This window comes from Streptomyces dangxiongensis, assembly GCF_003675325.1.
GTDB classification, from domain to species: domain Bacteria; phylum Actinomycetota; class Actinomycetes; order Streptomycetales; family Streptomycetaceae; genus Streptomyces; species Streptomyces dangxiongensis.
In genome coordinates this window covers 727,071-751,938 of sequence record NZ_CP033073.1, presented here as the reverse complement: position 1 = coordinate 751,938, position 24,868 = coordinate 727,071, and the positions used below count along the sequence as shown (strand labels likewise).

Sequence of the window (24,868 nt, the reverse complement as noted above, 5' to 3'; positions counted from 1 at the left end):
ACGCTGTCGGCACCACGTCCCTCGCACATGGCAAAACGCTAAGTCCCGCGTGCGCGACGGGCGACGGGGCGAGAGGCGAACGGGTGGCCCGCGGGCTTTCCGGTGCGCCATCCGAGTTGCCGTTCCGAGGATTTTTCTGATGGCCTGTGACCTGCGTCAATATCAGATTGTGTGGATATCGGTCGGCGTGTCGGCTCACCAGGACGGACCATTCTCGACGTGCGGGCGTGTTCCGCACGTCGGAGGGTCGGTCCGGGAGGTGCTTTCTCGCCGATCCACCGGGAACGGGACCCGGGGCGCCTTCCGCGGAGGATCACATGCGAAACCAACGTGCCCTCGCGGCGGCGTGCGCCGCGGTCGCCGCGCTCGGGCTCGCCGCCCCCGTGGCCGTCGCGGACGGCATGGGCAATGGGGGCGGGCCGAGCAGCACCGACACCACCGTCATCGTCCCGGGAACCGGCACCGTGAACGGCAACGGCAACGGCAATTGGAACGGCAACGGGAACGGGAACGGTGGCTTCGGGAACGGGAACGGTGGCTTCGGGAACGGGAACGGGAACGGTGGCTTCGGGAACGGGAACGGGAATGGCCGCGGGGACGGCGGTTTCGGGAACGGGAACGGGAACGGTGGCTTCGGGAACGGGAACGGGAATGGCCGCGGGGACGGCGGTTTCGGGAACGGGAACGGGAACGGTGGCTTCGGGAACGGGAACGGCCGCGGGGACGGCGGTTTCGGGAACGGCAACGGCAACGGCAACGGGAACGGGAACGGCCGCGGGAACGGCGGTTTCGGGAACGGGAACGGCGGTTTCGGGCACGGAAACGGCAACGGTGGCTTCGGCAACGGAAACGGTGGCTTCGGCAACGGAAACGGCCGTGGGGACGACTTCGGTGGCCCGCGCAACATCGTCGCCACACCCGGCGTCATCGCCGCCGGGGGCCGCCTCACCGTCACCGTGAACGGCTGCCGGGGCGGCACCATGACCTCCCGGGCCTTCGGCACCGCCCCGCTGACCTCGTTCCGCGACGACACCGCGCGCGGGGTCGCCACCATCGACCGCGACGCCCGTCCCGGCCGGTACGACATCACCGTCCGCTGCGACGGCCGCACCCTGACCCGCCCGGCGGCCTTCACCGTGATCGGCGGCGTGCAGGGCGGTCTCGGCGGCGGCAGGTCCAGCGGCGCGACACCCACCGACATGGCCATCGGCGGCGGCCTGGTGGCCACGGCGGTGATCGGCGGCGGCGCCTTCTGGCTGCGCCGCCGGCACGAGAAGCACGTCTGAGCCCCCGGCCCGCCGACCCACGGGTCGGTCCCGGCTGCCGGGCACAGCGCACGTCGACAGGCCTCCGCCCCGGTCCCCCACGGGAGCGGGGGCGAAGGCCTGTCGTGCCGCGCCGGGGCCGTCCCCGGCGACGGCGGCCGGACAGGGACCGTGCGCGCGGCCGGCGGGCTATCCGGTGATGTGCGGGAAGAGGTTGAGGAACGGTTCCGCGGTCACCGCGATGCCCCGGCTGTACGGGGCGTCGAGGTCCCAGATGAGGAACAGCATGAACGCGATGGTGGCCGAGAACAGCCCCGCGAGGACCAGCTCGCGCCCGGTCCGGCGGATCTGGAGCGCGAACACCATGCCGATGGTGATCAGGCCCCCGGCGATCAGCCCCCACCACACGACCGACGGCATGGTGGCGCCGGTGGAGTCGGCACGCGCGTTGCGCGCCTGGTCGGCCGCGGCGAGCTGGTCCAGCAGCGGCTGGTAGGTCTGGGCCTCGAAGTCGTTCTGCGGCCGGTAGTCGGTGACGTCCTCGCGGACCTTGTGCAGCAGGGTCGCGCCGCGGTCCGTGACCTGTTCGTCGTCGGCCATCGCCGCCCACTCGGTGTGCACGACGTAGCCGATGTAGGCGTCGATGTCACCCCGGACGCGGTCACGGACGTCCGGCGGGTAGACCCGGACCCGCTCCGAGATCTCGTGCAGTGCCTGGGCCTCGGACTGCACGTAGTCCTGGGCGGCGCTGCGGGCCTCCCACACGCCCGCGATGGCCAGGCCCAGGACGATGGCGTAGATGACGCCGATCCACATCGTCATGTACTCGATGACGTCCGGGGTCTCGCTGGGGTCCTCGTCCTCGGCCGCGGTCCGGTGCCGTAGCAGCGTGATGACGACCACCACGGCGCAGGCCCCCAGCATCGCGAGGACGAGAACAAGCCAATCCGACAACTGGTGCCTCCACAGGGTGAGCGGGGCCGGCGCGTCAGCGCGGGCGCAGTGCCGCGACGGCGACGATCGCGGGGACGGTGATGAGCAGGACGTAGGTGACGGGCGTGGTGTGGCCGCGCGCGTGATGGCTGACGGGGTGCGGGTGGTACGCCGGGTAGCTCACCGGCGTCACCGTGGGCCGTGGCGTGGGAGTGGGTGCCGGCTCGGGTGCGGGCTTCGGCTTCGGCGGCGGTGGCGGGGCGGGCGTCGGTGCCGGTGGGGGAGCCGGAGGAGCCGGGCGAGCCGGAACGTGCCGGGCGGGCGGTCGCGGCCTGGGCGGCGTCGGCATCGGCGTGGGGGTGGGCGTCGGGCGCGGCCGGGGCGTCGGCTTCGGTGGGGGTGGGGGCGTGGGCGTCGGCTCAGGCGGCGGGGGCGGTGGGGGAGTCGGCGTCGGCGTGGGTGTGGGTGTGGGCGGGCACGGTGGCGGGGGCGGCGTGGGGCAGGGCGGGTCCGGCCAGTGGTGGCCGCCGGCGTGGGCGACCACCACCGTGCCGCCCGGTCCGGTCGAGGCGGACGCGCAGGCATCGGCCGACGCGCTGCCGGCCCGGACAGCCCACCAGGGTCCAGGTCAGCGTCAACAGGGCCCACACCCTCGTGGTGGGTGCGCATCGGGTCGCTTCGGGTCCATGCACGATCAAGATCATGGGGTGTGAGGAGCCGTCGTGCGCCGTTGTGCGCCCACAATGCTCCGAAAGGGGGACATGGTGTGATCAATGGTTTGACGGCGGAAGGGGTCCGGCTGCCGAGATGCGCACACCTGTACGAGTCTTCGGCGGGCCGGGCGCGTCGCGGCGCCCGGAAAGAATTTCCGGCCGCCGTTGAACGCTGCGGCCCCCGTGCCGCGTACCCATGGTCGTGTGGTGGCGCGGCAGGCGCCGCGAATATCCAGACGATATTGGGGAGTTACGGATGAAGACCTCCTGGCGGACCGCCTCACTGGTGGCCACGGCAGCCTCGGTGCTGGCGCTGACGACGGCGTGCGGTCAGGACAACAGCGCCGCACCGGCGGCGGCGGCCCAGAACGTCGGGGCCACGGCCGCGGCCGGTGACTACAGCAGCCCGGGCGCCGGGACCGCGACCGCCGCGGGCAACGGCTACGGCGCCGACGGCAGCCAGGCCTCCAGCTCCCCGACCGTGGCGGCACCCGCGGGCAAGCTGACCGTGGCGAGCAACCCCGACCTGGGCAGCGTGCTGACCGACGGCTCCGGTCTCACCCTCTACCGGTTCGACAAGGACACGGCCAACCCGCCCAGCTCGAACTGCGCCGGGAGCTGCGCCACCACCTGGCCGCCGGTCCCCGCCGACGACGCCAGTGCCGGCGCCGGCATCGACAAGGCGCTGCTCGGCGAGGTCACCCGTGCCGACGGCACCAAGCAGCTCACGGTCGGCGGCTGGCCCGCCTACCGCTATGCCAAGGACGTCAACTCCGGTGACGTCAACGGCCAGGGCGTGGGCGGCAAGTGGTTCGCGCTGGCCCCCACGGGCAAGAAGGCCAAGGTGTCCGACCTGCCGGGCCTGTCCGTCCGCGAGGACCCCAAGCTCGGTGAGGTCGTCGTGGACAAGAACGGTATGACGGTCTACCGCTTCCTGAAGGACCAGGCCTGGCCGAAGTCCGTCTCCAACTGCACGGGCGCCTGCCTGGAGAAGTGGCCGGCCGTCGGTCCGGTGAACGCGGACGACACGGAGGGCGTGAAGAAGAAGGGCCTGATGCCCTTCACCCGCCCCGACGGCGTCCGGCAGATGTCGGTCAACTGCTGGCCGATCTACACCTTTTCCGGGGACAAGGCCCCGGGTGACACGAACGGTCAGGGTGTAGGCGGCACCTGGTACGCCGTCTCGCCCGACGGCAAGCCGGTCGGCGCGCCGGGCAAGTAGATCACCTCCCCAGGGTCGATAGTCCCGCCCGGCCCGGCGCCACGACCGAAGGTCCGCCCCCTCCGCACCGTACGGAGGGGGCGGGCCCTTGTGTGCGTTGCGGCAACGGCGACGGCCGTGACGGCGCCTGCCGCAAGCCGTGACACAGCGGGACCACTTGGGCACTTGCCGCAGGCAGTGACCGGGAACGGATGGTCAATTTCCGTTTCAGGTCGCTCCTTTGGCGGGCGATCAGTAGCCTCAGCTCGAACACCGGATCGCCTACACTTGTCCACGCTTTGGAGACATACATGGAGCGTCCCGCCTGGGCCCCACGGAGCATCGACATCTCGGTGCCGAGCGTCTCACGGATGTACGACTACTACCTGGGCGGTTCGCACAACTTCGAGGTAGACCGGGAAGCGGCACGCAAGGCCATGGAGTTCATGCCGGGCCTGCCGAAGATCATGCAGGCCAACCGGGCGTTCATGCGCCGGGCCGTGCGGTTCGCGGCCGGGGAGGGCATCACCCAGTTCCTCGACATCGGCTCCGGCATCCCGACGTTCGGCAGCGTCCACGAGGTGGCCGGAGCCGCCGTACCGGGCGCCCGCGTGGTCTACGTCGACCACGACCCGGTCGCCGTCGCCCACAGCGAGGCGGTCCTGGCGGGCCACGAGGACGCCGACGTGGTCGCCGCCGACCTGCGCAAGCCGCGGGAGATCATCTCGCACCCCCGGGTGGAGCGGCTGATCGACCTGAATCGGCCAGTGGCCCTCCTCCTCGTTGCCATACTGCACTTCGTGGAAGACGCGGACGACCCGTACGCTGCGGTGGCCGAGTTGCGCGAGGCACTCGCGCCCGGCAGCCTGCTGATCCTCACGCACGCCTCGTACGAGGGGATCCCGCTGCCCGCCGAGCGGGCCGAGGGCGCCGTGGACGTGTACAAGGACATTCGCAATCCGCTGATCATGCGCTCGCGCGAGGAGATCGCGCGGTTCTTCGAGGGGTACGACATGGTGGAACCCGGACTGGTGCCGATGCCGCACTGGCGCCCGGACTCGGCTCCCGAGGACGAGGACCCGTATGCCTTCTCCGGATTCGCCGGCGTGGGGCGTACGGCGTGACCGCGGAGCCGGACGGGCCGGAGGACAGACTCCGCCGGCTGACGACGATCTGGAGCCGGGCGGTCTTCCCCGTCACCTCCACCTCGCTGACCCGCCCCGAGTTCGAGGACAGACTCCTGCCGCTGGCCCGCCGGTTGAGCGGACTGCTGCGGGCCCGCAGCTTCGACGCGGACGCGGCGAAGGCCGTCGGCGCGGCCCTGGTCGGGGCGCACTGCACCGACCCCGAGGCGCTCACCCGCACCCTGGAGTGCGTCGACGCCTACCTGGTCCTGTACTGCGGTGAGGACGGCGTCCAGGACGAACTGCGCATCCGCTCCTCACGGTTGCAGCACGCGATGGCCGCCGGTTACGCCCAGGCGCTGCGGGAACGCACCCTCGCCGAGCAGGAGGCCATCGCCCAGGCCGCGTTGCAGGCCCAGGGCGTGGTCGCGCAGGCCCTGCACGCCAGTGAGGCCCGCTTCCGCGCGGTCTTCGAGGGCGCGGCCATAGGGATCGGCATCGCCGCCCTCGACGGCACCGTCCTCCAGGTCAACGAGGCGCTGCTGCGCATGTTCGGGGCCTCCCCGCAGTCTCTGCGGGGCCGGCGCGTCCAGGACTGGGTGCACCCCGAGGACGCCCCGCAGACCTGGCGGCTCTACGAAGAACTCGTGCGCGGCGAGCGCGAGCACTACCACATGGAGAAGGCGTTCAACCGCCCCGACGGCACGGTCCTGTGGACCAACCTGACGGTCTCCTTGCTGCGCGACGCCGACGGCAACCCGCAGTACCAGCTCGCCCTGATGGAGGACACCACCGAGCGCCGGCTGCTCAACCTCCGGCTGCGCTACGAGGCCACGCACGACGCCCTCACCGGCCTGCCCAACCGCACCCTGTTCTTCGAGCGGCTGGAGAAGGCCCTGAACGCGGGCGAGGGCCAGCGCTTCGGCCTGTGCTACCTCGACCTGGACGGCTTCAAGACCATCAACGACAGCCTCGGCCACGCGGCCGGCGACCGGCTGCTGGTGGAGGTCGCCGACCGGCTGCAGTCCTGCGCCACCGCGCCCGGAGAGATGGTCGCCCGGCTCGGCGGCGACGAGTTCGTGGCCCTGACCACGGGCCCCGGCACCGCCCACGAGGTCGACGAACTCGCCGAGCGCATCATGAACGCGCTGGTCACCCCGGTCAGCATCGACGGCCGCGACCTGCTGGTCCGCGGCAGCCTCGGCATCGTCGAGGGCCCGGCGGGCGAACGCACCGCGGCGGAGGTTCTGCGCAGCGCCGACATCACCATGTACCGGGCCAAGTCGGCGGGCGGCAACCGCTCGGAACTCGCCGACCCCGAGGCCGACGCCCGCGCCATCACCCGGCACGGCCTGACCACGGCCCTGCCGACGGCCCTGGAACGCGGCGAGTTCTTCATCGAGTACCAGCCGCTGGTCCACCTCGGCGACGGCAGCGTGCGCGGCGCCGAGGCGCTGGTGCGCTGGCTGCATCCGCAGCACGGCGTCCTCGGCCCCGACCGGTTCATCCCGCTCGCCGAGCACACGGGCCTGATCGTGCCGCTGGGCCGCTGGGTGCTGGAGGAGTCGATCCGCCAGGCCCGCGCCTGGCGCGAACGCCACGCCGGCCAGGCCGCCGGCCCGCTGCGGATCAACGTCAACCTCTCGCCCTGCCAGCTCACCCATCCCGGTCTGGTCCAGGACACCGTCGACATCCTGGAACGCGCGGGCGTCACCCCGGACGCGCTGTGCCTGGAGGTCACCGAGTCCGCCCTGATCGGCGCCGACGACGACCTGCTCAAACCGTTGCGCCGGCTCGCCGAGATGGGCGTCGACATCGCCCTGGACGACTTCGGCACCGGCTACTCCAACCTGGCCAACCTGCGCCGCCTCCCGGTGAGCATCCTCAAACTGGACCGCTCCTTCACCCAGGGCATGCAGCAGTTCCCCGCCGATCCCGTCGACCTGAAGATCGTGGAGGGCATCGTCTCCCTCGCCCACAGCCTGGACCTCGCGGTCACGGTCGAGGGCGTGGAGACCGGCGCGCAGGCCGAGCAGCTCCGGATCCTGGGCTGCGACACGGCCCAGGGCTGGTACTACGCCCGCCCCGGTCCGCCCGAGCGTCTGCACGACCTGGCCCTGGTGGACACGACCGGCTGACCGCTCGACGGGGGTGCGGGGGCGCCGGGCGGCACATCACGGCGGCCGTACGGCCCGGCCCCCGCCGGGGTCAGCGTTCGACAGCATCCGCTGGAGCTCCCGAGCGGCCCGGGGCGGTGCCACGTCGCTGCGGTGAGCCAGCGCGATGGTCCGGTGCAGCCCTGGCCGGGCCAGCGGAGTGACCCGCAGCCCCCGCCCCGCCCGGGTGGCCACCATCCGCGGCACCACGGCGATCCCCAGCCCCGCCCGCACGAAGCCCAGCACCGCGTCCATCTCGCCCCCCTCCACGGCGAAGTCCGGTTCGAACCCGGCGGAGCGGCACGCGGCGACGGTCAGCTCCCGCAGGTCGTACCCGTGCCGGAACATCACCAGCCGCTCTCCCTCCAGCTCGGCGATCTCCAGGACCCGTCCGCCCCGGCCGGGCACCGGCGCCTCCGGTGAGGACACCACCACCAGGTCCTCCCGCAGCAGTTCCACGGTGGTCAGCGCGGGCGCCGGCGTCGGCAGCGGCAGCACCACGAGCGCCAGGTCGAGCGCGCCGCGCGCCAGCTCCCGCACCAGGTCGTGCGAGCCGCCCTCCTCGATCAGCAGGCGGATGCCCGGATAGCGGTCGTGGAACGCGCGCAGTACGTCCGGCAGCAGGCCCGTGCACAGACTCGGTGTCGCCCCGAGCCGCACCCGCCCGCGCCGCAACTGCGCCAGTTCCTGCACCTCGTGCCGGGCGGTGTCCGCGTCGGCCAGGATGCGCCGGGCCAGCGGCAGCAGCGCCGTACCGGCGTCGGTGAGCGTGATGTTGCCCCGGGCGCGCAGGAAGAGATCCGCGCCCAGCTCCCGCTCCAGCGCCTTGATCTGCTGGGACAGCGACGGCTGGGCCACATGGACCAGTTCGGCGGCGCGGGTGAAGTGCCGGGTCTCGGCGACGGCCACGAAGTACTGGAGCTGCTGGAACTGCATACGGCGAGCATAGCCCGTGCCTATCGAAACGAGCCGGACCATGTCTTGGACCGATCACCTCCTCCGGGCCTAGCGTGCTGTTCCATGGCACTGGCAACGCGGACGGACCGACGACCGTCCATGGCACGCACGCTGTGGGACTCCACCGTCGGCAAGAAGACGGTGATGGCGGTCAGCGGCGTGATCATGCTGCTGTACCTGGTCGCGCACATGATCGGCAACCTGAAGATCTACTTCGGTGCGGGCGAGTTCAACCACTACGCGCACTGGCTGCGCACCGTCGGCGAACCCTTCATGCACTACGAGTGGACGCTCTGGCTCATCCGGGTCGTCCTGGTCGCGGCCGTCGTCGCGCACACCACGTCCGCCTACCAGCTCAGCCGCCGTGACATCGACGCACGGCCCAGCAAGTACGTGCACAAAAGGCCCCGGGCGAGCTACGCCACCCGCACCATGCGCTGGGGCGGGATCATCCTGGGCCTGTTCATCGTCTGGCACCTCCTCGACCTGACCACCGGCACCGTGCACTCCGGCGGCTTCCAGCAGGGCCACCCGTACCAGAACGTCGTGGACACCTTCTCCACCTGGTACGGCGACGTGATCTACATCGTCGCGATGCTTGCGCTCGGACTGCACATCCGGCACGGCTTCTGGAGCGCCGCGCAGACGCTCGGCGTCGGCAGCCGCGCCCGCGACCGCGCCCTCAAGACCATCGCCGACGTTCTCGCGCTGCTGCTCACGGCCGGCTTCATCGCCGTACCCGTGGGCGTCATGACCGGAGTGGTGAGCTGACATGACAACCTACGCCGACTACACGACCGGTGCACCGGTCGCCGACACCAAGGCCCCCGCCGGGCCGGTCCACGAACGCTGGGACACGCGCCGCTTCGAGGCGAAGCTCGTCAACCCCGCCAACCGGCGCAAGCACACGGTCATCGTGGTCGGCACGGGTCTCGCCGGCGGCTCCGCGGGTGCCACCCTGGCCGAACAGGGCTACCACGTCGTCCAGTTCTGCTACCAGGACTCCCCGCGCCGCGCCCACTCCATCGCCGCGCAGGGCGGTATCAACGCGGCGAAGAACTACCGCAACGACGGCGACTCCGTCCACCGGCTGTTCTACGACACCGTCAAGGGCGGCGACTTCCGCGCCCGGGAGTCCAACGTCCAACCGGCTCGCCCAGATCTCCGTCGCGATCATCGACCAGTGCGTGGCACAGGGCGTGCCCTTCGCCCGCGAGTACGGCGGCCTGCTCGACACCCGCTCCTTCGGCGGCGTCCAGGTCTCCCGCACCTTCTACGCCCGCGGCCAGACGGGCCAGCAACTCCTGCTGGGCGCCTACCAGGCGCTCTCCCGGCAGATCGCCGCCGGGAACGTGGAGATGCACCCGCGCACCGAGATGCTCGACCTGATCGTCGTCGACGGGCGGGCCCGCGGGATCGTGGCGCGCGACCTCGTCACCGGCAGGATCGACACGTACTTCGCCGACGCCGTCGTCCTGGCCAGCGGCGGCTACGGCAACGTCTTCCACCTGTCGACCAACGCCATGAACTCCAACGCGACCGCCGTCTGGCGGGCGCACCGGCGCGGCGCGTACTTCGCCAACCCCTGCTTCACGCAGATCCACCCGACCTGCATCCCGCGCACCGGCGACCACCAGTCCAAGCTGACGCTGATGAGCGAGTCGCTGCGCAACGACGGACGGATCTGGGTGCCCAGGGCGAAGGGCGACACCCGCCCGCCGAACGAGATCCCCGAGGACGAGCGCGACTACTACCTGGAGCGCATCTACCCCTCCTTCGGCAACCTCGTGCCCCGGGACATCGCCTCCCGCGCCGCGAAGAACGTGTGCGACGAGGGCAGGGGAGTGGGCCCCGGCGGCCAGGGCGTCTACCTGGACTTCGCCGACGCCATCGAGCGGATGGGCCGCAAGGCCGTCGAGGCCAGGTACGGCAACCTCTTCGACATGTACCAGCGGATCACCGACGAGGATCCGTACGAGGTGCCGATGCGGATCTACCCGGCCGTGCACTACACGATGGGCGGACTGTGGGTCGACTACGACCTCCGGACCACCGTCCCCGGCCTGTTCGCCGTCGGCGAGGCCAACTTCTCCGACCACGGCGCCAACCGGCTCGGTGCCTCCGCGCTGATGCAGGGCCTGGCCGACGGCTACTTCGTGCTCCCGGCCACCATCAACGACTACCTGGCCCGCACCCCGCACCAGGAGCCGGTCACCACCGCACACCCCGTCGTCCAGGAGGTGCTGGCCGAGACCGAGGACCGGCTGAACCTGCTGCTGGCCGTGGACGGCGACCGCACCCCGGACTCCTTCCACCGCGAACTCGGCGAGCTGCTCTGGGAGTTCTGCGGCATGGCCCGTACGGACAGCGGACTGCGCAAGGCCCTGGAGCGCATCCCCCAGATCCGCGGGGAGTTCTGGCGGCGCATCAGGGTGCCCGGCACCGGCGCGGAGTTCAACCAGTCGCTGGAGAAGGCCAACCGCGTCGTCGACTACCTGGAACTCGCCGAGCTGATGTGCCTCGACGCGCTGCACCGCACCGAGTCCTGCGGCGGCCACTTCCGCGAGGAGTCCCAGACCCCGGACGGCGAGGCGGCCCGCAAGGACGACGCGTTCTCGTACGCCGCCGCCTGGGAGTTCACCGGCACCGGCCAGGCACCCGTCCTGCACAAGGAGGACCTGGTCTTCGAGTACGTCCACCCCACCCAGCGGAGCTACGCATGAAGCTCACCCTGCGCGTCTGGCGGCAGAAGAACGCCGACGCCGAAGGCGCCATGTCCACCTACGAGGTGGACGGCATCTCGCCCGACATGTCCTTCCTGGAGATGCTGGACGTCCTCAACGAACGGCTCATCCTCTCCGGCGAGGAGCCGGTCGCCTTCGACCACGACTGCCGCGAGGGCATCTGCGGCGCCTGCTCCCTCGTGATCAACGGTGACGCACACGGGCCCGAACGCACCACCACCTGCCAGCTTCACATGCGGTCCTTCCGGGACGGCGACACGATCGACGTCGAGCCCTGGCGGGCGTCCGCCTTCCCGGTGATCAAGGACCTGGTCGTGGACCGGTCGGCGTTCGACCGCATCATCCAGGCCGGCGGATACGTCACTGCGCCCACCGGCTCCGCGCCGGAAGCGCACGCCACCCCGGTGCCGAAGGCCGACGCCGACCTCGCGTTCGAACACGCGGAGTGCATCGGCTGCGGCGCGTGTGTGGCCGCGTGTCCCAACGGGGCGGCGATGCTGTTCACCTCGGCCAAGGTCAACCACCTCAACGTCCTGCCGCAGGGCGCGCCCGAACGGGAGACGCGGGTGCTGGACATGGTGACGCAGATGGACGCGGAGGGCTTCGGCGGGTGCACGCTGGCCGGGGAGTGCGCGACCGCCTGCCCCAAGGGCATCCCGCTCGTCTCCATCACGCGCATGAACAAGGAGTGGCTGCGGGCCACCCGGAAGGTCAGGCGGTAGCGCCCCAGGGGGAGGGGGGGAGCCGCGATCGTCGGCGACGCCCCCCGTGGAGCTGTCCGGCGTGGCCGGCGGTCTCCAGCGGGCGGCCGGCGGACACGGGCCGTCCACGGCGACCCGCGCCCCCGGGGACGCTTCGGTGAACGTTCGCCCACACACGGGCGGGCGGGCGGGGCCGGGTAGGTGCTCACCCGGCCCCGTCTGGTTTTCCCGGCCGCACACCCGGGCCGCCGGACGGGCCCGCGAGGACGGCCGATCCCGCCGTTCAGCATCCCCACATCCGCGCTCCCGGCACCCGTCACGCGCACGCCAACCGGCATCGGAAGAACAGGGAAGGGCGGGCCGTACGCATCCGGGTCCGCCTCCGCTGTCGCCGACCCGGCCCGTGACCAGGAGAGTGCCATGACCGGCGTGTCCACCCTCGACCGTCCCCCGCAGCCCGCGGCACCCGCCCGCTACACCGTCACCCTCGCCCGCGACGAGGCCGGCGTGCGCGCCGCGCAGCGCCTGCGGCACGACGTCTTCGCCGGCGAGCTGGGGGCCCTGCTGACCAGCCCGGAGCCCGGCCACGACGTCGACGCCTTCGACGCCTACTGCGACCACCTGCTCGTCCACGACACCGTGACCGGGCAGGTGGTCGGCACCTACCGGCTGCTGCCGCCGGAGCGGGCCGCGGTCGCCGGCCGGCTCTACTCCGAGGGCGAGTTCGACCTCGGCGCGCTCGACGCGATCCGGCCCGGCCTGGTCGAGGTCGGCCGCTCCTGCGTGCACCCCGACCACCGCGACGGCGCGGTCATCGGCCTGATCTGGGCCGGCATAGCCCGCTACATGACCGACCGCGGCCACGAATGGCTGGCCGGCTGCTGCTCCGTGCCGCTCGCCGACGGCGGCGCCCTCGCCTCCGCCACCTGGGACCGGGTCCGCGCCCGGCACCTCGCCCCCGACGAGTTCCGGGTCCGGCCCCTGCTGCCGTGGGTCCCCGACGCCGGCCTCCCGGTCACCCGCGCCGAACTCCCCGCTCTGCTGCGCGGCTACCTCCGCCTCGGCGCCTGGGTCTGCGGCGAACCCGCGCACGACCCCGGCTTCGGCGTCGCCGACCTGTACGTCCTGCTGTCGATGCGCCGGATCAACCCGCGCTACCTGCGGCACTTCCTCTCCCTCGTGCCGGCCTGATGGGCGGCTGGCAGCCCGGCGCCCCCTGCACGCCGGGCGCCTGCGTGGAGCGGGCCGGGACCGTCGTGGCCGTACCCCGTGCGCTGCTGCGGCTCGCCGCGCTCACGGCCCTGGTGCTGGCCGGGGTCGTGCTGTCCCCGCTCGGCTGGGGCAGCCCCGGCCGGCGGGGCAGGATCCCCGCCGAATGGACCAGACGGTGGTGCCGGGCGATCGTGCGGGCCGCCGGAGTGCGCGTCGGCATCACCGGCGCCGCCCCGCCGGCCGGCGGGCTGCTGCTGGTCGCCAACCACGTCTCCTGGCTGGACATCCCGCTGCTCACCGCGGTACGCCCCGCCCGGCTGCTCGCCAAGAGCGAGATCCGGCGGTGGCCCGTGGCGGGCGCCCTGGCCGGACGCGGCGGGACCCTGTTCATCGAACGGGACCTGCTGCGCGCCCTGCCGGCGACCGTGGACCGGATCTCCGGTGCCCTCCGGACGGGCGCGGCCGTCACCGCCTTCCCCGAGGGCAGCACCTGGTGCGGGCGCGCCCACGGCCGTTTCCACCGCGCCGTCTTCCAGGCCGCGCTCGACGCGGGCGTGCCCGTCCAGCCGGTCCGCCTGCGCTACCGGCAGCGGGACGGCACACCCGGCACCGCGGCGGCCTTCGTCGGCGAGGACACGTTCCTCGCCTCGCTGTGGCGGGTGGCCCGCACCCGGGGCCTGGTCGCCGAGGTGGAGGTCCGCCCGGTGATCCCACCGGGCGCCCACCCCGACCGGCGGGCCCTCGCGCACGCCGCCCAGCCGGCCGCGCCCGAGCCCGCCTGGACGCACGCGACCCTGGTCGCCGGCGTCCTGCACGGGCCGTACGCCGGTGCCGGCCCGGTCACCACCCCGGTGCCCCGGACGTCGGCGGACCGCCCGCGGCTCAGGGCATGACCCGCGCCAGGTACGGTGCTGTCGCGCTGCCCCGCGCCCGGGCCACCCGCTCCGGCGGGCCGGCCGCCACGATCCGGCCGCCCCGGTCGCCGCCGCCCGGACCGAGGTCGATCACCCAGTCGGCGCCCGCGACGACCGTCATGTCGTGCTCGACGACCACCACCGTGTGCCCCGCGTCCACCAGCCCGTGCAGCCGGTCCGTGAGCACCTCCACATCGGCCGGATGCAGTCCGGTCGTCGGCTCGTCCAGCAGGTACAGGGTGTGGCCGCGGCGCCCGCGCTGGAGTTCGCTCGCCAGCTTGATCCGCTGCGCCTCCCCGCCGGACAGCTCGGTCGCGGGCTGGCCCAGCCGCAGATAGCCGAGGCCCACGTCGAGCAGCGTGCCCAGACTGCGCGCGGCGGCCGGCAGGTCCGCGAAGAACTCCGCCGCCGACTCCACCGTCAGATCGAGCACCTCGGCGATGTTCCGTCCCCGGTACGTCACCCGCAGTGTCCCGGGGTTGTAGCGGGCCCCGCCGCAGTCGGGGCAGGGCGCGTACGTGCTCGGCAGGAACAGCAGCTCGACGCTGACGAACCCCTCGCCCTGACAGGTCTCGCAGCGCCCTCCCCCGGAGGGGGCACCCCCAGCCACGTTGAAGGAGAACCGCCCGACCCCGTAGCCGCGCGCCCGCGCCTCCTCCGTGCCGGCGAACACCTTGCGTACGACGTCGAACAGGCCCGTGTAGGTGGCCAGGTTGGAGCGCGGGGTGCGCCCGATGGGCTTCTGGTCGACCCGGACCAGCCGCTCGACACCCGCGGGCCGCTCCGCCAGCTCGCCGACGAGCGTGGACTTCCCCGAGCCGGAGACACCCGTGACCGCGGTGAACGCGCCGAGCGGGAACTCGGCGGTCACCGCACGCAGGTTGTGCCGGGTCACCGGGCCCACGGTCAGCCAGCCGCGCGGCCGGCGCACCTCGCGCACGGCTCCGGGGGACTCGTCGAAGAGGTACGCGGCGGTGGCCGACTCCTCGACGGAGGCCAGCTCGGCCACGGGCCCGCTGTACAGCACCCGCCCGCCGTGCTCGCCGGCGCCCGGACCCACGTCCACCAGCCAGTCGGCGCCGCGCACCACCTCCAGGTGATGCTCCACCACGAACACCGAGTTGCCCGCGGCCTTCAGCCGGTCCAGCACGGTGATCAGCGCCTCGGTGTCGGCGGGGTGGAGTCCGGCGGACGGCTCGTCCAGCACGTACACCACGCCGAACAGTCCGGAGCGCAACTGGGTCGCGAGGCGCAGCCGTTGCAGCTCGCCGGCCGAGAGCGTGGGGGTGGCCCGGTCCAGGCTGAGATAGCCGAGCCCCAGTTCGGTCACCGGCTCGATCCGGGACTTCAGGTCCCCGGTGAGGACCCGGGCGGTCTCCGTGTCCCCTTCGAGGAGTCCGGCGAGGTCGGTCAGCGGCAGCGCGGCCAGTTCGGCGATGGTCCGCCCGGCGAAGGTCACCGCGAGCGCCTCGGGCCGCAGCCGGCCGCCCCCGCAGTCGGGGCAGGGCGCACTGGTCAAAAACCGCTCCGCCTTGGCCCGCAGGGTGGCTGAGCGGGTGTCGGAGAACGTCTTCAGCACATACCGGCGGGCGCTCATGTACGTGCCCTGGTAGGGCCGTTGGATGCGGTCGGCGTCCCGGACGGGGTGGACGGTGACGACCGGCTGCTCGTCCGTGAACAGGATCCACTCGCGCTGTGCGGCGGGCAGGTCGCGCCAGGGCCGGTCCACGTCGTACCCGAGCGTGTCGAGGATGTCCCGCAGGTTCTTGCCCTGCCAGGCGCCCGGCCAGGCCGCGACGGCACCCTCGCGGACGGACAGCGACGGGTCCGGGACCAGCAGCTCCTCCGTCGTCTCGTGCACCCGGCCGAGGCCGTGGCACCCGGGGCAGGCGCCGGCCGCGGTGTTCGGCGAGAACGCGTCCGAGTCGAGCCGGCCGGCACCGGGCGGGTACGTCCCGGCGCGGGAGAACAGCATGCGCAGCGAGTTGGAGAGATTGGTGACCGTGCCCACCGAGGACCGTGAGGTGGGGGCCGCGCGGCGCTGTTGCAGCGAGACCGCGGGCGGCAGCCCGCTGATCTCGCCGACCGCCGGCGCCCCGATCTGGTGGATCAGCCTGCGCGCGTACGGTGCGACCGACTCGAAGTAGCGCCGCTGGGCCTCGGCGTAGATGGTGCCGAACGCCAGGGACGACTTCCCCGAGCCGGAGACACCGGTGAACACCGCCAGCACGTCCCGGGGGATGTCCACGTCGACGCCCTTGAGGTTGTGCTCGCGGGCGCCGCGGACGCGGACGTACGGGTCATGGGGGCTGTGCATCAGGGGGAAACTCTATCCACCCCCGCGAGTCACGCCTGGGGCGGGTTGCCCGGGTCGCGGGGGGTGCCGAACTCGTCCCTCAGCTTGTCCTGCCCGGTGTCGACCTGCGACCGGTACTTGTTACCGGTCCGCTGGTCGATCTGGTCGCCGCCCTTGTCGATGCCCTTGCCGGCCATGTCCTCGTGGCCCTTGAGCATGCCCTTGATCTTGTCCATGAAGGACATTGACAAGCCTCCTCGTCGTTCGGGATGTGCCCTCCCAGGGTCACCGGACCCGGCCCGGTTCGCATCTCGGGCACCTCACCGGCGCGGCGCGAGGAGCGCGGCGAGCCTCCGGTGGGAGTCCAGCAGGGCCGCCCGGTCGTAGGTGCTGGTGGTGACCAGGACCTCCTGCGCCTCCGTCTCCTTCAGGACCGCCTCCAGCTCGTGGGCGACCTGCTGCGCGGTGCCGGCGATGTGCCCGGCGAGAGCGGACTCGTAGACGTCCCGTTCCCTGACGGTCATCGGGCGGGCCTCGACGGACTCGGCGGGGGCGAGCGGCGGGAAGGTGCCGTGGGTGCGGGAGTACGCCGTCGACCACGCCTCCGGGACCAGCAGCCGGCGCGCCTCCGCCTCGGTACCGGCGACGGCGACCGTGCCGGAGATCACCACGTACGGCTCGGCCGCCCAGGGGGAGGGGCGGAACAGGGAGCGGTACCGGTCGATGCCCCGGAGCATCCTCTCGCGGTCGCGCAGGTCCCCGATCACCATCGGCAGCCCCGCGTCGGCCGCGATCCGGGCGCCGTCGCCCATCGCCAGCACGAACGGCGGCACCGACAGTCCCTCCGCCGGGCGGGCGTGCACCCCGGCGGGTGAACCTACCGTGAACCAGTCCAGCAGCTCGCCGAGTTGCGCCCCGAAGTCCTCGGCGTCCCCCTTGTCCCGGCCGAGGGCCCGGCGTACCCCGTCCGTGAAGCCCACGGAACGGCCCAGCCCCATGTCGATCCGCCCGGGGAACAGCGACTCCAGCACCCCGAACTGTTCGGCGACGACCAGCGGCCGGTGGTTGGGCAGCATGACGCCGCCGGTGCCGACCCGGATCGTACGGGTGGCCGCGGCGACCGCGGCGGCCAGCACGGTCGGGGCGGAACCGGCGACACCCGGCACGCCGTGGTGCTCGGACACCCAGAACCGGTGGAAGCCGAGCGCCTCCGCCTCCCGCGCCAGCGCGACGGTGTCCCGCAGCGCCTCGGCGGGCGGGTGCCCCTCGCGGGTGCGGGAGCGGTCGAGGAGGGAGAACCGGGTCCGGGCGATCAGTGAGCTGCTCACGCAGGGTTCAACGCCCCGGCGACCCCGGGATTCCCGGGGGCAGTGGGGTCGGCGGGGGCAGTCGGTCGGTGGGGTCGGCGCGGTAGGCGCGGTCAGCGGTCTCGGCGCGGACCACGGCGAGCGGCGGTGGACGGTGCGCGGGTCGGCGGGGTTGCCGGGGTCGGGCGGCTGGCTAGGGTGGCCGGTGTGACCGACAGCAGCCGTCGCCCGCTCGCCGTGTTCGACCTCGACAACACGCTCACCGACACCGCTCACCGGCAGCACTTCCTGTCCGGCCGCCCGCGCGACTGGGACGCGTTCTTCGACGCCGCCCCCCAGGACCCGCCGCTCGCCGAGGGGGTGGCGCTGGCCGTGGAGAGCGCCCGGGACTGTGAGGTCGTGTACCTCACCGGCCGTCCCGAGCGGTGCCGCCGGGACACCCTGGAGTGGCTCGCGGCCCACGGACTGCCCGAGGGGCGCGTGCACATGCGGAGCGACGCCGACCGCAGGCCCGCCCGCTTCACCAAGCTGCGGGTCCTGCGCCGGCTGGCCCGGGACCGCGAGGTGCGTTTCCTGGTGGACGACGACGAGCTGGTGTGCGACGACGCCGAGCGCGCCGGGTTCACCGTCGTCCGGGCCCGCTGGGCCGCGAAGTCGGCCGCGCTGGAGGAGGCGCAGGAGCGGGACGGCCGCACCTGACGGCGGGGCGGCCGTGCCGGACGCGGCTACGGCCGCAAGCGACGCCGGGACGGCCGCACCCGGCACCGGCCGGATTGCGCCGGGCGCCGGGAGGGGCGTGGTGCGCGCCGGGGTGGCTCAGGAGCCGCCCTCGTCCTCGATGCGGAAGCCGACCTTCATGCCCACCTGGTAGTGCTCGATGCGGCCGTTCTCGATCTGGCCGCGGACCTGGGTCACCTCGAACCAGTCCAGGTTGCGCAGCGTCTGGTCGGCGCGGGCGATGCCGTTGCGGATGGCCTGGTCGACGCCCTCGTGCGAGGTGCCGACGATCTCGGTGACCCGGTAGGTGTGGTTCGACATGCGGGTGCTCCTCTCGTCTCACGCGTACTCCACCGTGCCGTATCCGCGCCCGGCTCGCACGCGCGTCACGGGCGTACCGCCCGGTAGCCCTTGACCTCCGCATTGGTCCATACCAAAATCCAGCACACCCGTACGAGCGCCGTCGCTCGTCCCCCCACGTCGGGCCCCCACCCCTGTCCGCAGTGCCGTGCCAGACAGAACAGGACCCCTCGTGAGACGTCGTCTGATCGCCCTCCTCTGTGTCACCGGATCCCTCGTCAGCGGTTGCGGGATGCTCCCCGGCGGACACGACCGGAAGACCGTCACGGTGTGGCTGATGAAGGACAGCGCGTCCAAGGAGTTCCTGCGCCGGTTCACGGCGGACTTCGAACGCACCCACGGCGACCTGCGGTTGGACATCCGCATCCAGGAGTGGACCGGCATCGTGGAGAAGGTCCGCGCCGCGCTGAGACCGGGCGCGGACGACGGACCGGACGTCATCGAGGTGGGCAACACCCAGGTGCCGCTGTACGCGGACGACGGCCGGCTCGTGGACCTCACGCTGGAGTCGATGCGGGACTGGGGCAAGGAGAAGTGGCTGCCCGGCCTCGCCCAGCCCGGCAGGGACGGCAACAAGCAGTACGGCATCCCCTGGTACGCGGCCAACCGGGTCGTCATCTACCGCAAGGACGCGTTCGAGCGCGCCGGCATCACCCGCCCGCCGAAGACCCGCGACGAATGGCTCGCCGACACCGCAAAGCTCGACTCCGACGGCACGCAGGGCATCTACCTGGCCGGGCAGGACTGGTACACCCTGTCCGGCTTCATCTGGGACGAGGGCGGCGAACTCGCCCGGGAGAAGGACTACGAGTGGCAGGGCACCCTGGACACAACCGCCGCGCTGCGCGGCATGGACTTCTACCGGCGCCTCCAGGCGCTGGGCGAGGGACCCGTGGACGCCGACGAGGAACACCCGCCCCAGGCCGGGGTGTTCGCCGGCGGCAAGGTCGCGCAGATCGTCGCCGTACCCGGCCTCGCCCAGTCCGTCGTGCGGCAGAACCCGGGCCTGAAAGACAAGCTCGGCTTCTTCCCGGTGCCCGGCCGGACCGCCGGCCGGCCCGGCACCGTCTTCACCGGCGGCTCCGACCTCGTCGTCCCGCAGAACACCGGCGACCAGTTCGCCGCCACCACCGTCGTCGGGGCGCTCACCGGCGCCAAGTGGGACACCGAACTCGCCCGCACCATGAACTACGTGCCCAACAAGACCTCGCTGGCCGGTGCGGTCGCCGGTGAGGAGGGGGTCGCCGCCATGGCCGCGGGCGCGGCGCACGGCCGGGCGACCCCCAACACCCCTCAGTGGGCCGACGTCGAGGCCGACAACCCGATCAAGGAGTACATGACCCGGGTGCTCAACGGGGCCGACCCGGCGCCCGAGGCCCGCAAGGCCTCCCGCGCGATCACCGGGAAACTCGCCCCGGACGTCGGCTGACTCACCGCGCCACGCTCAGCGACAGCGCGAACCGGCCCGGCGCGTCCGTCCACCAGTGGGTCAGCTCCAGCCCGGCGGCGGCCAGTTCGGTCGTCACCCCGTCCTTGCGGAACTTCGCCGACACCTCCGTGCGCAACTCCTCACCCGCCGCGAAGTCCACGGCGAGGCCCAGCGCGGGCACCTTCACCGTCTGCGCGGTACGGGAGCGCAGCCGCATCTCGATCCACTGCCGCCCGGCGTCCCACAGGGCCACATGGTCGAAGGTGTCCGGATCGAAGTCGGCGCCCAGCTCCCGGTCGATGACGGCCAGCACGTTCTTGTTGAACGCGGCCGTCACCCCCGCCGCGTCGTCGTACGCCCGGACCAGCACCCGTTCGTCCTTGACCAGGTCGGTGCCGAGCAGCAGCCCGTCGCCCGGGTCGAGCAGCGCCCGCACGGAGGCCAGGAAGGCGGCGCGCTCGGCCGGCAGCAGGTTGCCGACCGTGCCGCCGAGGAAGGCCACCAGCCGGGGCCCGGGCGTGGCCGGCAGGGCGAGCGGGGCGGTGAAGTCGGCGATCAGCGCGTGGACGTCGAGGTCCGGGCGTTCCTCGACGAGGGCCTGCCCCGCCTGGGTGAGGGCGCTCTCGCTGACGTCCACCGGTACGTACGCCGACAGCGGGAGCGCGTCGATCAGATAGCGGGTCTTCGTGGAGGAGCCCGAGCCCAGTTCGATCAGCGTGCGGGCGCCGCTCGCCGCGGCGATCTCGCCCGACCGGGCTACGAGGATCTCCCGTTCGGCGCGGGTGGGGTAGTACTCGGGCAGTTCGGTGATCTGCTCGAACAGCTCGCTGCCACGGGCGTCGTAGAACCATTTGGGCGGCAGCCGCTTGGGGGTGGAGGTGAGACCGTGCAGGACGTCGGCGCGCAGCGCGGCGCCCGTCGTGTCCTCGGGGAGGGTGCGGGTGATGTGCAGGGGACTCAACGGCAGGGCTCCTTCGGTGATGCGGACGCCGGATCCTCCAGCGGGGTGAGCAGCACGCCGGCGCGGCTCGCGGTGAGCACGGTCCGGTCGGGAACCTCCTGCCAGAGCGGGTCGTCGTCGTACGGTTCGGACGCGACGACCGTGCTCCGGCCGGGGTCGGTGCGGTACCAGAGCGAGTCGCCCCAGGTGGTGGCGGAGATCGTGGCGCCGTCCGTGAGCAGCAGGTTCAGCCGGGAGGCGGGGGCCGCCTCGGCGAGGGCGCGAACGGTCTCGCCGAGGGCCCGGTCGGGTTCGTCGCCGGTCCGCAGCCGGTGCAGCACCAGCGCCCAGACGAACGCCGAGTCGGTACGGGCCTGGAGGGACAGCAGGTCGACCGGGGGCAGGGCGGACGCCAGCGGCGCCGCCGCGTCCGGCCAGCCGGCGATGGCGCCGTTGTGGCTGAACAGCCACCGGTCGGCCGCGAACGGTGCCGCCGCGGCCTCGGCGTCCGCGCCCGCGAGGGTGGCGTCCCGGACGGCCGCGAGGACGGCACCGGAGCGCACCACCCGGGCCAGGTCGGCGAAGGACAGGTCCGCCCAGACGGGTCCGGCCCGCCGGTAGCGCGCCGGCACGGGGTCCCCGGGGGCGTACCAGCCCACCCCGAACCCGTCGGCGTTGACCGTCCCGTACCGCTGCCGCCGCGGCGCCCAGGACTGGCGCAGCAGGCTGTGCGCGGGCTCGACCAGAAGCCGGCCCAGGGGCTCCTCGGCTCCCAGGTAGGCGAGGTGACGGCACATCAGCCGGTCTCCGAGCGCGCGGTGCGGAACCCGGAGAAGATCTGCCGCCGGACGGGGTGGTCCCAGTTGCGGAACGTACCGCGGCAGGCCACCGGGTCCACGGCGAACGAACCGCCGCGCAGCACCTTGTGGTCGGAGCCGAAGAACACCTGCGAGTACTCCTCGTACGGGAAGGCCCCGAAGCCCGGGTACGGCAGGAAGTCGCTCGCCGTCCACTCCCACACGTCACCGATCAACTGCCGTACGCCGAACGGTGACTCGCCGGCCGGGTAGCTGCCGGCGGGGGCGGGCCCCAGATGCCGCTGGCCGAGGTTGGCGTGTTCGGGCGCGGGGTCGGCGTCGCCCCAGGGGTAGCGCATCGAGCGGCCCGTGGCCGGGTCGAAGCGGGCCGCCTTCTCCCACTCCGTCTCGGTGGGCAGCCGCCGCCCGGCCCAGCGGGCGTAGGCGTCGGCCTCGTACCAGCACACGTGCAGCACCGGCTCGTCCGGCGGCACCACTTCGGTGACCCCGAACCGGCGCCGCAGCCACTGGCCGCCGTCCCGCCGCCAGAACAGCGGGGCGGTGATGCCGTGCCCCCGGATGTGCGCCCAGCCCTCCGGCGACCACCAGCGTTCGGTGTCGTAGCCGCCGTCCTCGACGAACGCCCGGTACGCCGCGTTGGTCACCGGTGTCGTGTCGATCCAGAACGGCGCCACCTGACGCGGATGCGCCGGGCGTTCGTTGTCGAGGGCCCATGGCTCGGCCGAGGTGCCCATGGTGAACGGGCCGCCGGGCACCAGGACTTCGGCCGGACCGGTGAACGGTGGGGCCGGTTCCGGGTCCGGGGCGGTCAGGGCCCGGGGGCCCCGCCGGAGCTGATGGGTGATCAGCATGGTCTCGTCGTGCTGCTGTTCGTGCTGGGCGACCATCCCGAAGGCGAAACCGGCCTCGGTCAGCCGGGAGCCGTGGAAGTCCGCCCCGTCCAGCAGGTCCAGCGCCCGGCCGCGCACGTCGGCCGCGTACCGGCGGGCCTCGGCGGGCGGCAGCAGCGGCAGCGAGGGACGCTCCGCACGTGGATGCTCGAAGGCGTCGTACAGGTTGTCGATGTCGGGCCGCATCGCCTCCCGGCCGCCGACCGCCCGCAGCAGCCACAGCTCCTCCTGGTTGCCGATGTGCGCCAGATCCCACACCAGGGGCGACATCAGCGGGGAGTGCTGGGCGGTGAGGTCCGGTTCGTCGACGCACGTCGTCAGGAGGGTGGTGCGGTCACGGGCGGTGGTGAGGGAGGCCAGCGCCCGCTGCCGCAGGGCCTCGCTGTCCGTCTCGGTGGTCGTGATGTCGGTCTGCGGGGCGGTCATGCGCGGATGTCCTTCCTCCCGTGCGCGGTGGGCGTGCCTCCGGCCGGGGCCGCCCCGGACCGGGGCGGGCCGGCGGGCAGCCGGTCCAGCAGGTCGTCGGCCGGACAGCGGCCGCGGGCGACATAGCGGTCCCGGTACGCGGCCACGGCGTCGCTGACCCGGGCGGTGGCCCCGAGTCGGGGCAGCGCCTCCAGGGCCGCCTCGAAGCAGGTGGCGGCGGCGTCGCGCAGCTCCGGGTCGGCGAGCCCCCGCCGGGCCGCGTCGACCCACAGCGGGTTGTGCGGGGCCGGCCGGTTCAGGGTCCGTTCGGCGAGCGGCTTCACGGCCCGGTAGGCGGTCTCGGCGGCCTGCGGATCGTCGAACAACGCCGCCGTCACCGCGAGCGGCACGGTCCAGCCGTTCTCCCCGGGCTGCGCGTCGATCATCCGCAGCTCCAGGTGGCCGCGCGGCCGGACCGGCGGGAACAGCGTCGTCAGGTGGTAGTCGAGGTCCGCCCTGGTGGGCGGCCGGGGCGACCGGGAGCGGATCCACTCCCGGAAGGTGAGCCCCTCGGGAACCTCCCACGGCCCGCTGTCCCGGCGGACGCACATCACCGGGGAGTCCAGCACGTGCCGGGCCCAGGCCGCCCTGGGCTCGGCGTTCAGCGGGGGAGCGCCGGCCCGGCCGGCACCGATGTCGGTCCACCACCGCTGCCGGGTGGACATCCAGCCCGTGGGCCGTTGCCCGGCCAGCGGGGAGTTGGCGAACGCGGCGACCAGCACCGGGCCCAACTGGTGCGCCAGCCACCAGCGCCGTATGTGTCCCAGCGGGCCGGGCTCCTCGTGGCCGGCGTCCACGCAGACCTGGACGGACGCCGAGGCGCACATCATGTGCCGGCCGGCCGGACCGGTGCGGTCCAGGCACGCCTCCATGGCGTCGTAACGCGCCTCACGCAGGAACCTGCGGGGTGGGTGCCAGGGGTCGTGGCCGATGCCGGCGAGAGCGAGACCGTCCTCGGCCAGCACGGCCCGGACGGCGTCCAGGTCGGCGGCGACGGTGTCGATGCACTCCATCAGGGAGGCGGCGGGCGGCGAACTCAGTTCGAGCTGGCCGCCGGGTTCGACGGTGAGCGCCGACCCCAGGGGTACGGCCCGCAGGGCGGCGTAGGCCGCTTCGAGCCGTTCGGATGTGACGGGGAACTGTGGTCGCTCCCGCTCGTGGACGAGCCACTCCAGCTCGACGCCGAGCGCGCGGGGCGGTCCGGTCTTGAAGCAGATGCCCCTGACCAGGGCCTCCACCTCGGCTTCGGTGACGGCGGTGCGGTGCTCCGTACAGTCACCACCGTCGTTCTTCGCTTCGGACATGTCGGGATCCTCCTGAGATTCCACCATGTCACCGGCCTCGGTCTGCCGTGGGGCGGGGCCGGCACTCGTCCCAACCCAAGACCCTCGAGCCGATTCGCACAAGGGCGCCCGGCAGGACGTTCCGGATCGGTCACTTCCGTTTCCTGTGGCGGTCCCGGACCGTTCCCCGGGCGGGAAACTCCGTTGCACCGCTCACCAGCATCACCCAGGATGCGTCCGTGAGCACGACGGGGGAGACCCCGCAGGCGCGCGGTCGCGGCATCCACGGGGGTGGTGCCGGTCGCGCGCGCCTGCGCGGGCTCGCCACGCGGACGCGCGCGACGGACCGTGCGTGCGGGGCGCCGGGGCCCGCCGGAAGCGGCTCCTGACGGCCGCCCGCCCCACGGGCGTGACCGACGGCTGTGCCGCCGTGCGTCAGCCGC

The 24,868-nt window shown here is 73.0% G+C and carries 21 protein-coding genes and 2 pseudogenes; 11 read left to right on the top strand and 12 right to left on the bottom strand.

What is annotated here, in order from left to right; genetic code table 11:
* Positions 1-896: 896 nt before the first annotated feature.
* A pseudogene (locus D9753_RS37530) lies at positions 897-1,286 on the top strand (hypothetical protein); the annotation flags it as partial.
* A 168-nt stretch (positions 1,287-1,454) separates the two neighbouring features.
* Here D9753_RS37530 and D9753_RS03565 read toward each other — a convergent pair.
* The 3 genes from D9753_RS03565 to D9753_RS36945 all read right to left on the bottom strand — a co-directional run bounded on the left by D9753_RS03565 (position 1,455) and on the right by D9753_RS36945 (position 2,890).
* Positions 1,455-2,219 carry a bestrophin-like domain gene (locus D9753_RS03565; protein ID WP_121785679.1) on the bottom strand — a complete coding sequence of 255 codons (765 nt, stop codon included), beginning with the start codon at positions 2,217-2,219 and terminating at the stop codon, positions 1,455-1,457.
* A 34-nt stretch (positions 2,220-2,253) separates the two neighbouring features.
* Positions 2,254-2,382 (bottom strand): hypothetical protein, encoded by a 129-nt coding sequence (locus tag D9753_RS38600; RefSeq protein WP_276209415.1) that lies wholly within the window; start codon positions 2,380-2,382, stop codon positions 2,254-2,256.
* A gap of 235 nt (positions 2,383-2,617) precedes the next feature.
* Positions 2,618-2,890 carry a hypothetical protein gene (locus tag D9753_RS36945; RefSeq protein ID WP_205614045.1) on the bottom strand — a complete coding sequence of 91 codons (273 nt, stop codon included), beginning with the start codon at positions 2,888-2,890 and terminating at the stop codon, positions 2,618-2,620.
* A 277-nt stretch (positions 2,891-3,167) separates the two neighbouring features.
* Between D9753_RS36945 and D9753_RS03555 the strand changes: the two genes are divergently transcribed.
* The 3 genes from D9753_RS03555 to D9753_RS03545 all read left to right on the top strand — a co-directional run bounded on the left by D9753_RS03555 (position 3,168) and on the right by D9753_RS03545 (position 7,374).
* The gene (locus tag D9753_RS03555; RefSeq protein ID WP_121785678.1) at positions 3,168-4,133 is read left to right on the top strand and encodes an SCO0930 family lipoprotein; all 966 of its coding nucleotides are present in this window, start codon (positions 3,168-3,170) and stop codon (positions 4,131-4,133) included.
* 290 nt (positions 4,134-4,423) lie between these two features.
* Positions 4,424-5,236, top strand: a complete 813-nt coding sequence (locus D9753_RS03550; protein ID WP_121785677.1) for an SAM-dependent methyltransferase — start codon at positions 4,424-4,426, stop codon at positions 5,234-5,236.
* Positions 5,233-7,374, top strand: a complete 2,142-nt coding sequence (locus D9753_RS03545) for a putative bifunctional diguanylate cyclase/phosphodiesterase (RefSeq protein ID WP_121785676.1) — start codon at positions 5,233-5,235, stop codon at positions 7,372-7,374. Before D9753_RS03550 ends, D9753_RS03545 begins: the two co-directional genes overlap by 4 nt.
* 36 nt (positions 7,375-7,410) lie before the next feature.
* Here D9753_RS03545 and D9753_RS03540 read toward each other — a convergent pair whose 3' ends face one another.
* The gene (locus tag D9753_RS03540) at positions 7,411-8,328 is read right to left on the bottom strand and encodes a LysR family transcriptional regulator (protein ID WP_121785675.1); all 918 of its coding nucleotides are present in this window, start codon (positions 8,326-8,328) and stop codon (positions 7,411-7,413) included.
* A 120-nt stretch (positions 8,329-8,448) separates the two neighbouring features.
* Here D9753_RS03540 and D9753_RS03535 point away from each other — a divergent pair, with 120 nt between their 5' ends.
* The 5 genes and pseudogenes from D9753_RS03535 to D9753_RS03510 all read left to right on the top strand — a co-directional run bounded on the left by D9753_RS03535 (position 8,449) and on the right by D9753_RS03510 (position 13,899).
* Positions 8,449-9,120: a succinate dehydrogenase gene (locus D9753_RS03535; protein ID WP_121785674.1), complete on the top strand. Its 672-nt coding sequence runs from the start codon at positions 8,449-8,451 to the stop codon at positions 9,118-9,120.
* A gap of 1 nt (position 9,121) precedes the next feature.
* A pseudogene (locus D9753_RS03530) lies at positions 9,122-11,072 on the top strand (fumarate reductase/succinate dehydrogenase flavoprotein subunit).
* On the top strand, positions 11,069-11,815 hold the full coding sequence (locus D9753_RS03525) for a succinate dehydrogenase/fumarate reductase iron-sulfur subunit (protein ID WP_121785673.1): 747 nt from the start codon (positions 11,069-11,071) through the stop codon (positions 11,813-11,815). Before D9753_RS03530 ends, D9753_RS03525 begins: the two are co-directional and overlap by 4 nt.
* A 399-nt stretch (positions 11,816-12,214) precedes the next feature.
* Complete coding sequence (locus D9753_RS03515) at positions 12,215-12,985, top strand: GNAT family N-acetyltransferase (RefSeq protein ID WP_121785671.1); 771 nt, start codon at positions 12,215-12,217, stop codon at positions 12,983-12,985.
* Complete coding sequence (locus D9753_RS03510; RefSeq protein WP_121785670.1) at positions 12,985-13,899, top strand: lysophospholipid acyltransferase family protein; 915 nt, start codon at positions 12,985-12,987, stop codon at positions 13,897-13,899. The genes D9753_RS03515 and D9753_RS03510 overlap by 1 nt, the downstream gene beginning before the upstream one ends.
* Here the strand turns inward: D9753_RS03510 and D9753_RS03505 are convergent.
* From D9753_RS03505 to D9753_RS03495, 3 genes are all read right to left on the bottom strand, one after another.
* The gene (locus D9753_RS03505; RefSeq protein WP_121785669.1) at positions 13,889-16,237 is read right to left on the bottom strand and encodes an ATP-binding cassette domain-containing protein; all 2,349 of its coding nucleotides are present in this window, start codon (positions 16,235-16,237) and stop codon (positions 13,889-13,891) included. The genes D9753_RS03510 and D9753_RS03505 overlap by 11 nt on opposite strands.
* A gap of 29 nt (positions 16,238-16,266) precedes the next feature.
* Positions 16,267-16,461, bottom strand: coding sequence for an antitoxin (locus D9753_RS03500; RefSeq protein WP_121785668.1), 195 nt, complete (start codon positions 16,459-16,461; stop codon positions 16,267-16,269).
* A gap of 75 nt (positions 16,462-16,536) precedes the next feature.
* Positions 16,537-17,544, bottom strand: coding sequence for an LLM class flavin-dependent oxidoreductase (locus D9753_RS03495; protein WP_121785667.1), 1,008 nt, complete (start codon positions 17,542-17,544; stop codon positions 16,537-16,539).
* 186 nt (positions 17,545-17,730) lie between these two features.
* Here D9753_RS03495 and D9753_RS03490 point away from each other — a divergent pair, with 186 nt between their 5' ends.
* Positions 17,731-18,222 (top strand): phosphatase domain-containing protein, encoded by a 492-nt coding sequence (locus tag D9753_RS03490; protein ID WP_121785666.1) that lies wholly within the window; start codon positions 17,731-17,733, stop codon positions 18,220-18,222.
* 117 nt (positions 18,223-18,339) lie between these two features.
* On the opposite strand, the gene D9753_RS03485 is transcribed toward D9753_RS03490, so the two are convergent.
* The gene (locus tag D9753_RS03485; protein ID WP_121785665.1) at positions 18,340-18,561 is read right to left on the bottom strand and encodes a dodecin; all 222 of its coding nucleotides are present in this window, start codon (positions 18,559-18,561) and stop codon (positions 18,340-18,342) included.
* Positions 18,562-18,772: 211 nt separating this feature from the next.
* On the opposite strand from D9753_RS03485, the gene D9753_RS03480 reads away from it, so the two are divergent.
* Positions 18,773-20,029 carry an extracellular solute-binding protein gene (locus D9753_RS03480; protein WP_121785664.1) on the top strand — a complete coding sequence of 419 codons (1,257 nt, stop codon included), beginning with the start codon at positions 18,773-18,775 and terminating at the stop codon, positions 20,027-20,029.
* A gap of 1 nt (position 20,030) precedes the next feature.
* Here the strand turns inward: D9753_RS03480 and egtD are convergent, their stop codons facing one another.
* From egtD to egtA, 4 genes are read right to left on the bottom strand one after another with little or no spacing between them, the layout of a single operon-like run.
* Positions 20,031-20,990 (bottom strand): L-histidine N(alpha)-methyltransferase, encoded by a 960-nt coding sequence (gene egtD / locus D9753_RS03475; RefSeq protein WP_121785663.1) that lies wholly within the window; start codon positions 20,988-20,990, stop codon positions 20,031-20,033.
* Positions 20,987-21,766: an ergothioneine biosynthesis protein EgtC gene (gene egtC, locus D9753_RS03470; RefSeq protein ID WP_121785662.1), complete on the bottom strand. Its 780-nt coding sequence runs from the start codon at positions 21,764-21,766 to the stop codon at positions 20,987-20,989. Before egtC ends, egtD begins: the two co-directional genes overlap by 4 nt.
* The gene (egtB, locus tag D9753_RS03465; RefSeq protein WP_121785661.1) at positions 21,766-23,103 is read right to left on the bottom strand and encodes an ergothioneine biosynthesis protein EgtB; all 1,338 of its coding nucleotides are present in this window, start codon (positions 23,101-23,103) and stop codon (positions 21,766-21,768) included. Before egtB ends, egtC begins: the two co-directional genes overlap by 1 nt.
* Positions 23,100-24,446, bottom strand: coding sequence for an ergothioneine biosynthesis glutamate--cysteine ligase EgtA (gene egtA, locus D9753_RS03460; protein ID WP_121785660.1), 1,347 nt, complete (start codon positions 24,444-24,446; stop codon positions 23,100-23,102). Before egtA ends, egtB begins: the two co-directional genes overlap by 4 nt.
* Positions 24,447-24,868: the final 422 nt, after the last annotated feature.

What these genes read in the sequence shown, in the direction of transcription:
- D9753_RS03555 (WP_121785678.1), top strand. Translation starts at nt 3,168, where the DNA reads ATGAAGACCTCCTGGCGGACCGCCTCACTGGTGGCCACGGCAGCCTCG.
- D9753_RS03550 (WP_121785677.1), top strand. Translation starts at nt 4,424, where the DNA reads ATGGAGCGTCCCGCCTGGGCCCCACGGAGCATCGACATCTCGGTGCCG.
- D9753_RS03540 (WP_121785675.1), bottom strand. Translation starts at nt 8,328, where the DNA reads ATGCAGTTCCAGCAGCTCCAGTACTTCGTGGCCGTCGCCGAGACCCGG.
- D9753_RS03535 (WP_121785674.1), top strand. Translation starts at nt 8,449, where the DNA reads ATGGCACGCACGCTGTGGGACTCCACCGTCGGCAAGAAGACGGTGATG.
- D9753_RS03525 (WP_121785673.1), top strand. Translation starts at nt 11,069, where the DNA reads ATGAAGCTCACCCTGCGCGTCTGGCGGCAGAAGAACGCCGACGCCGAA.
- D9753_RS03515 (WP_121785671.1), top strand. Translation starts at nt 12,215, where the DNA reads ATGACCGGCGTGTCCACCCTCGACCGTCCCCCGCAGCCCGCGGCACCC.
- D9753_RS03510 (WP_121785670.1), top strand. Translation starts at nt 12,985, where the DNA reads ATGGGCGGCTGGCAGCCCGGCGCCCCCTGCACGCCGGGCGCCTGCGTG.
- D9753_RS03505 (WP_121785669.1), bottom strand. Translation starts at nt 16,237, where the DNA reads ATGCACAGCCCCCATGACCCGTACGTCCGCGTCCGCGGCGCCCGCGAG.
- D9753_RS03500 (WP_121785668.1), bottom strand. Translation starts at nt 16,461, where the DNA reads ATGTCCTTCATGGACAAGATCAAGGGCATGCTCAAGGGCCACGAGGAC.
- D9753_RS03485 (WP_121785665.1), bottom strand. Translation starts at nt 18,561, where the DNA reads ATGTCGAACCACACCTACCGGGTCACCGAGATCGTCGGCACCTCGCAC.
- egtC (WP_121785662.1), bottom strand. Translation starts at nt 21,766, where the DNA reads ATGTGCCGTCACCTCGCCTACCTGGGAGCCGAGGAGCCCCTGGGCCGG.
- egtB (WP_121785661.1), bottom strand. Translation starts at nt 23,103, where the DNA reads ATGACCGCCCCGCAGACCGACATCACGACCACCGAGACGGACAGCGAG.
- egtA (WP_121785660.1), bottom strand. Translation starts at nt 24,446, where the DNA reads ATGTCCGAAGCGAAGAACGACGGTGGTGACTGTACGGAGCACCGCACC.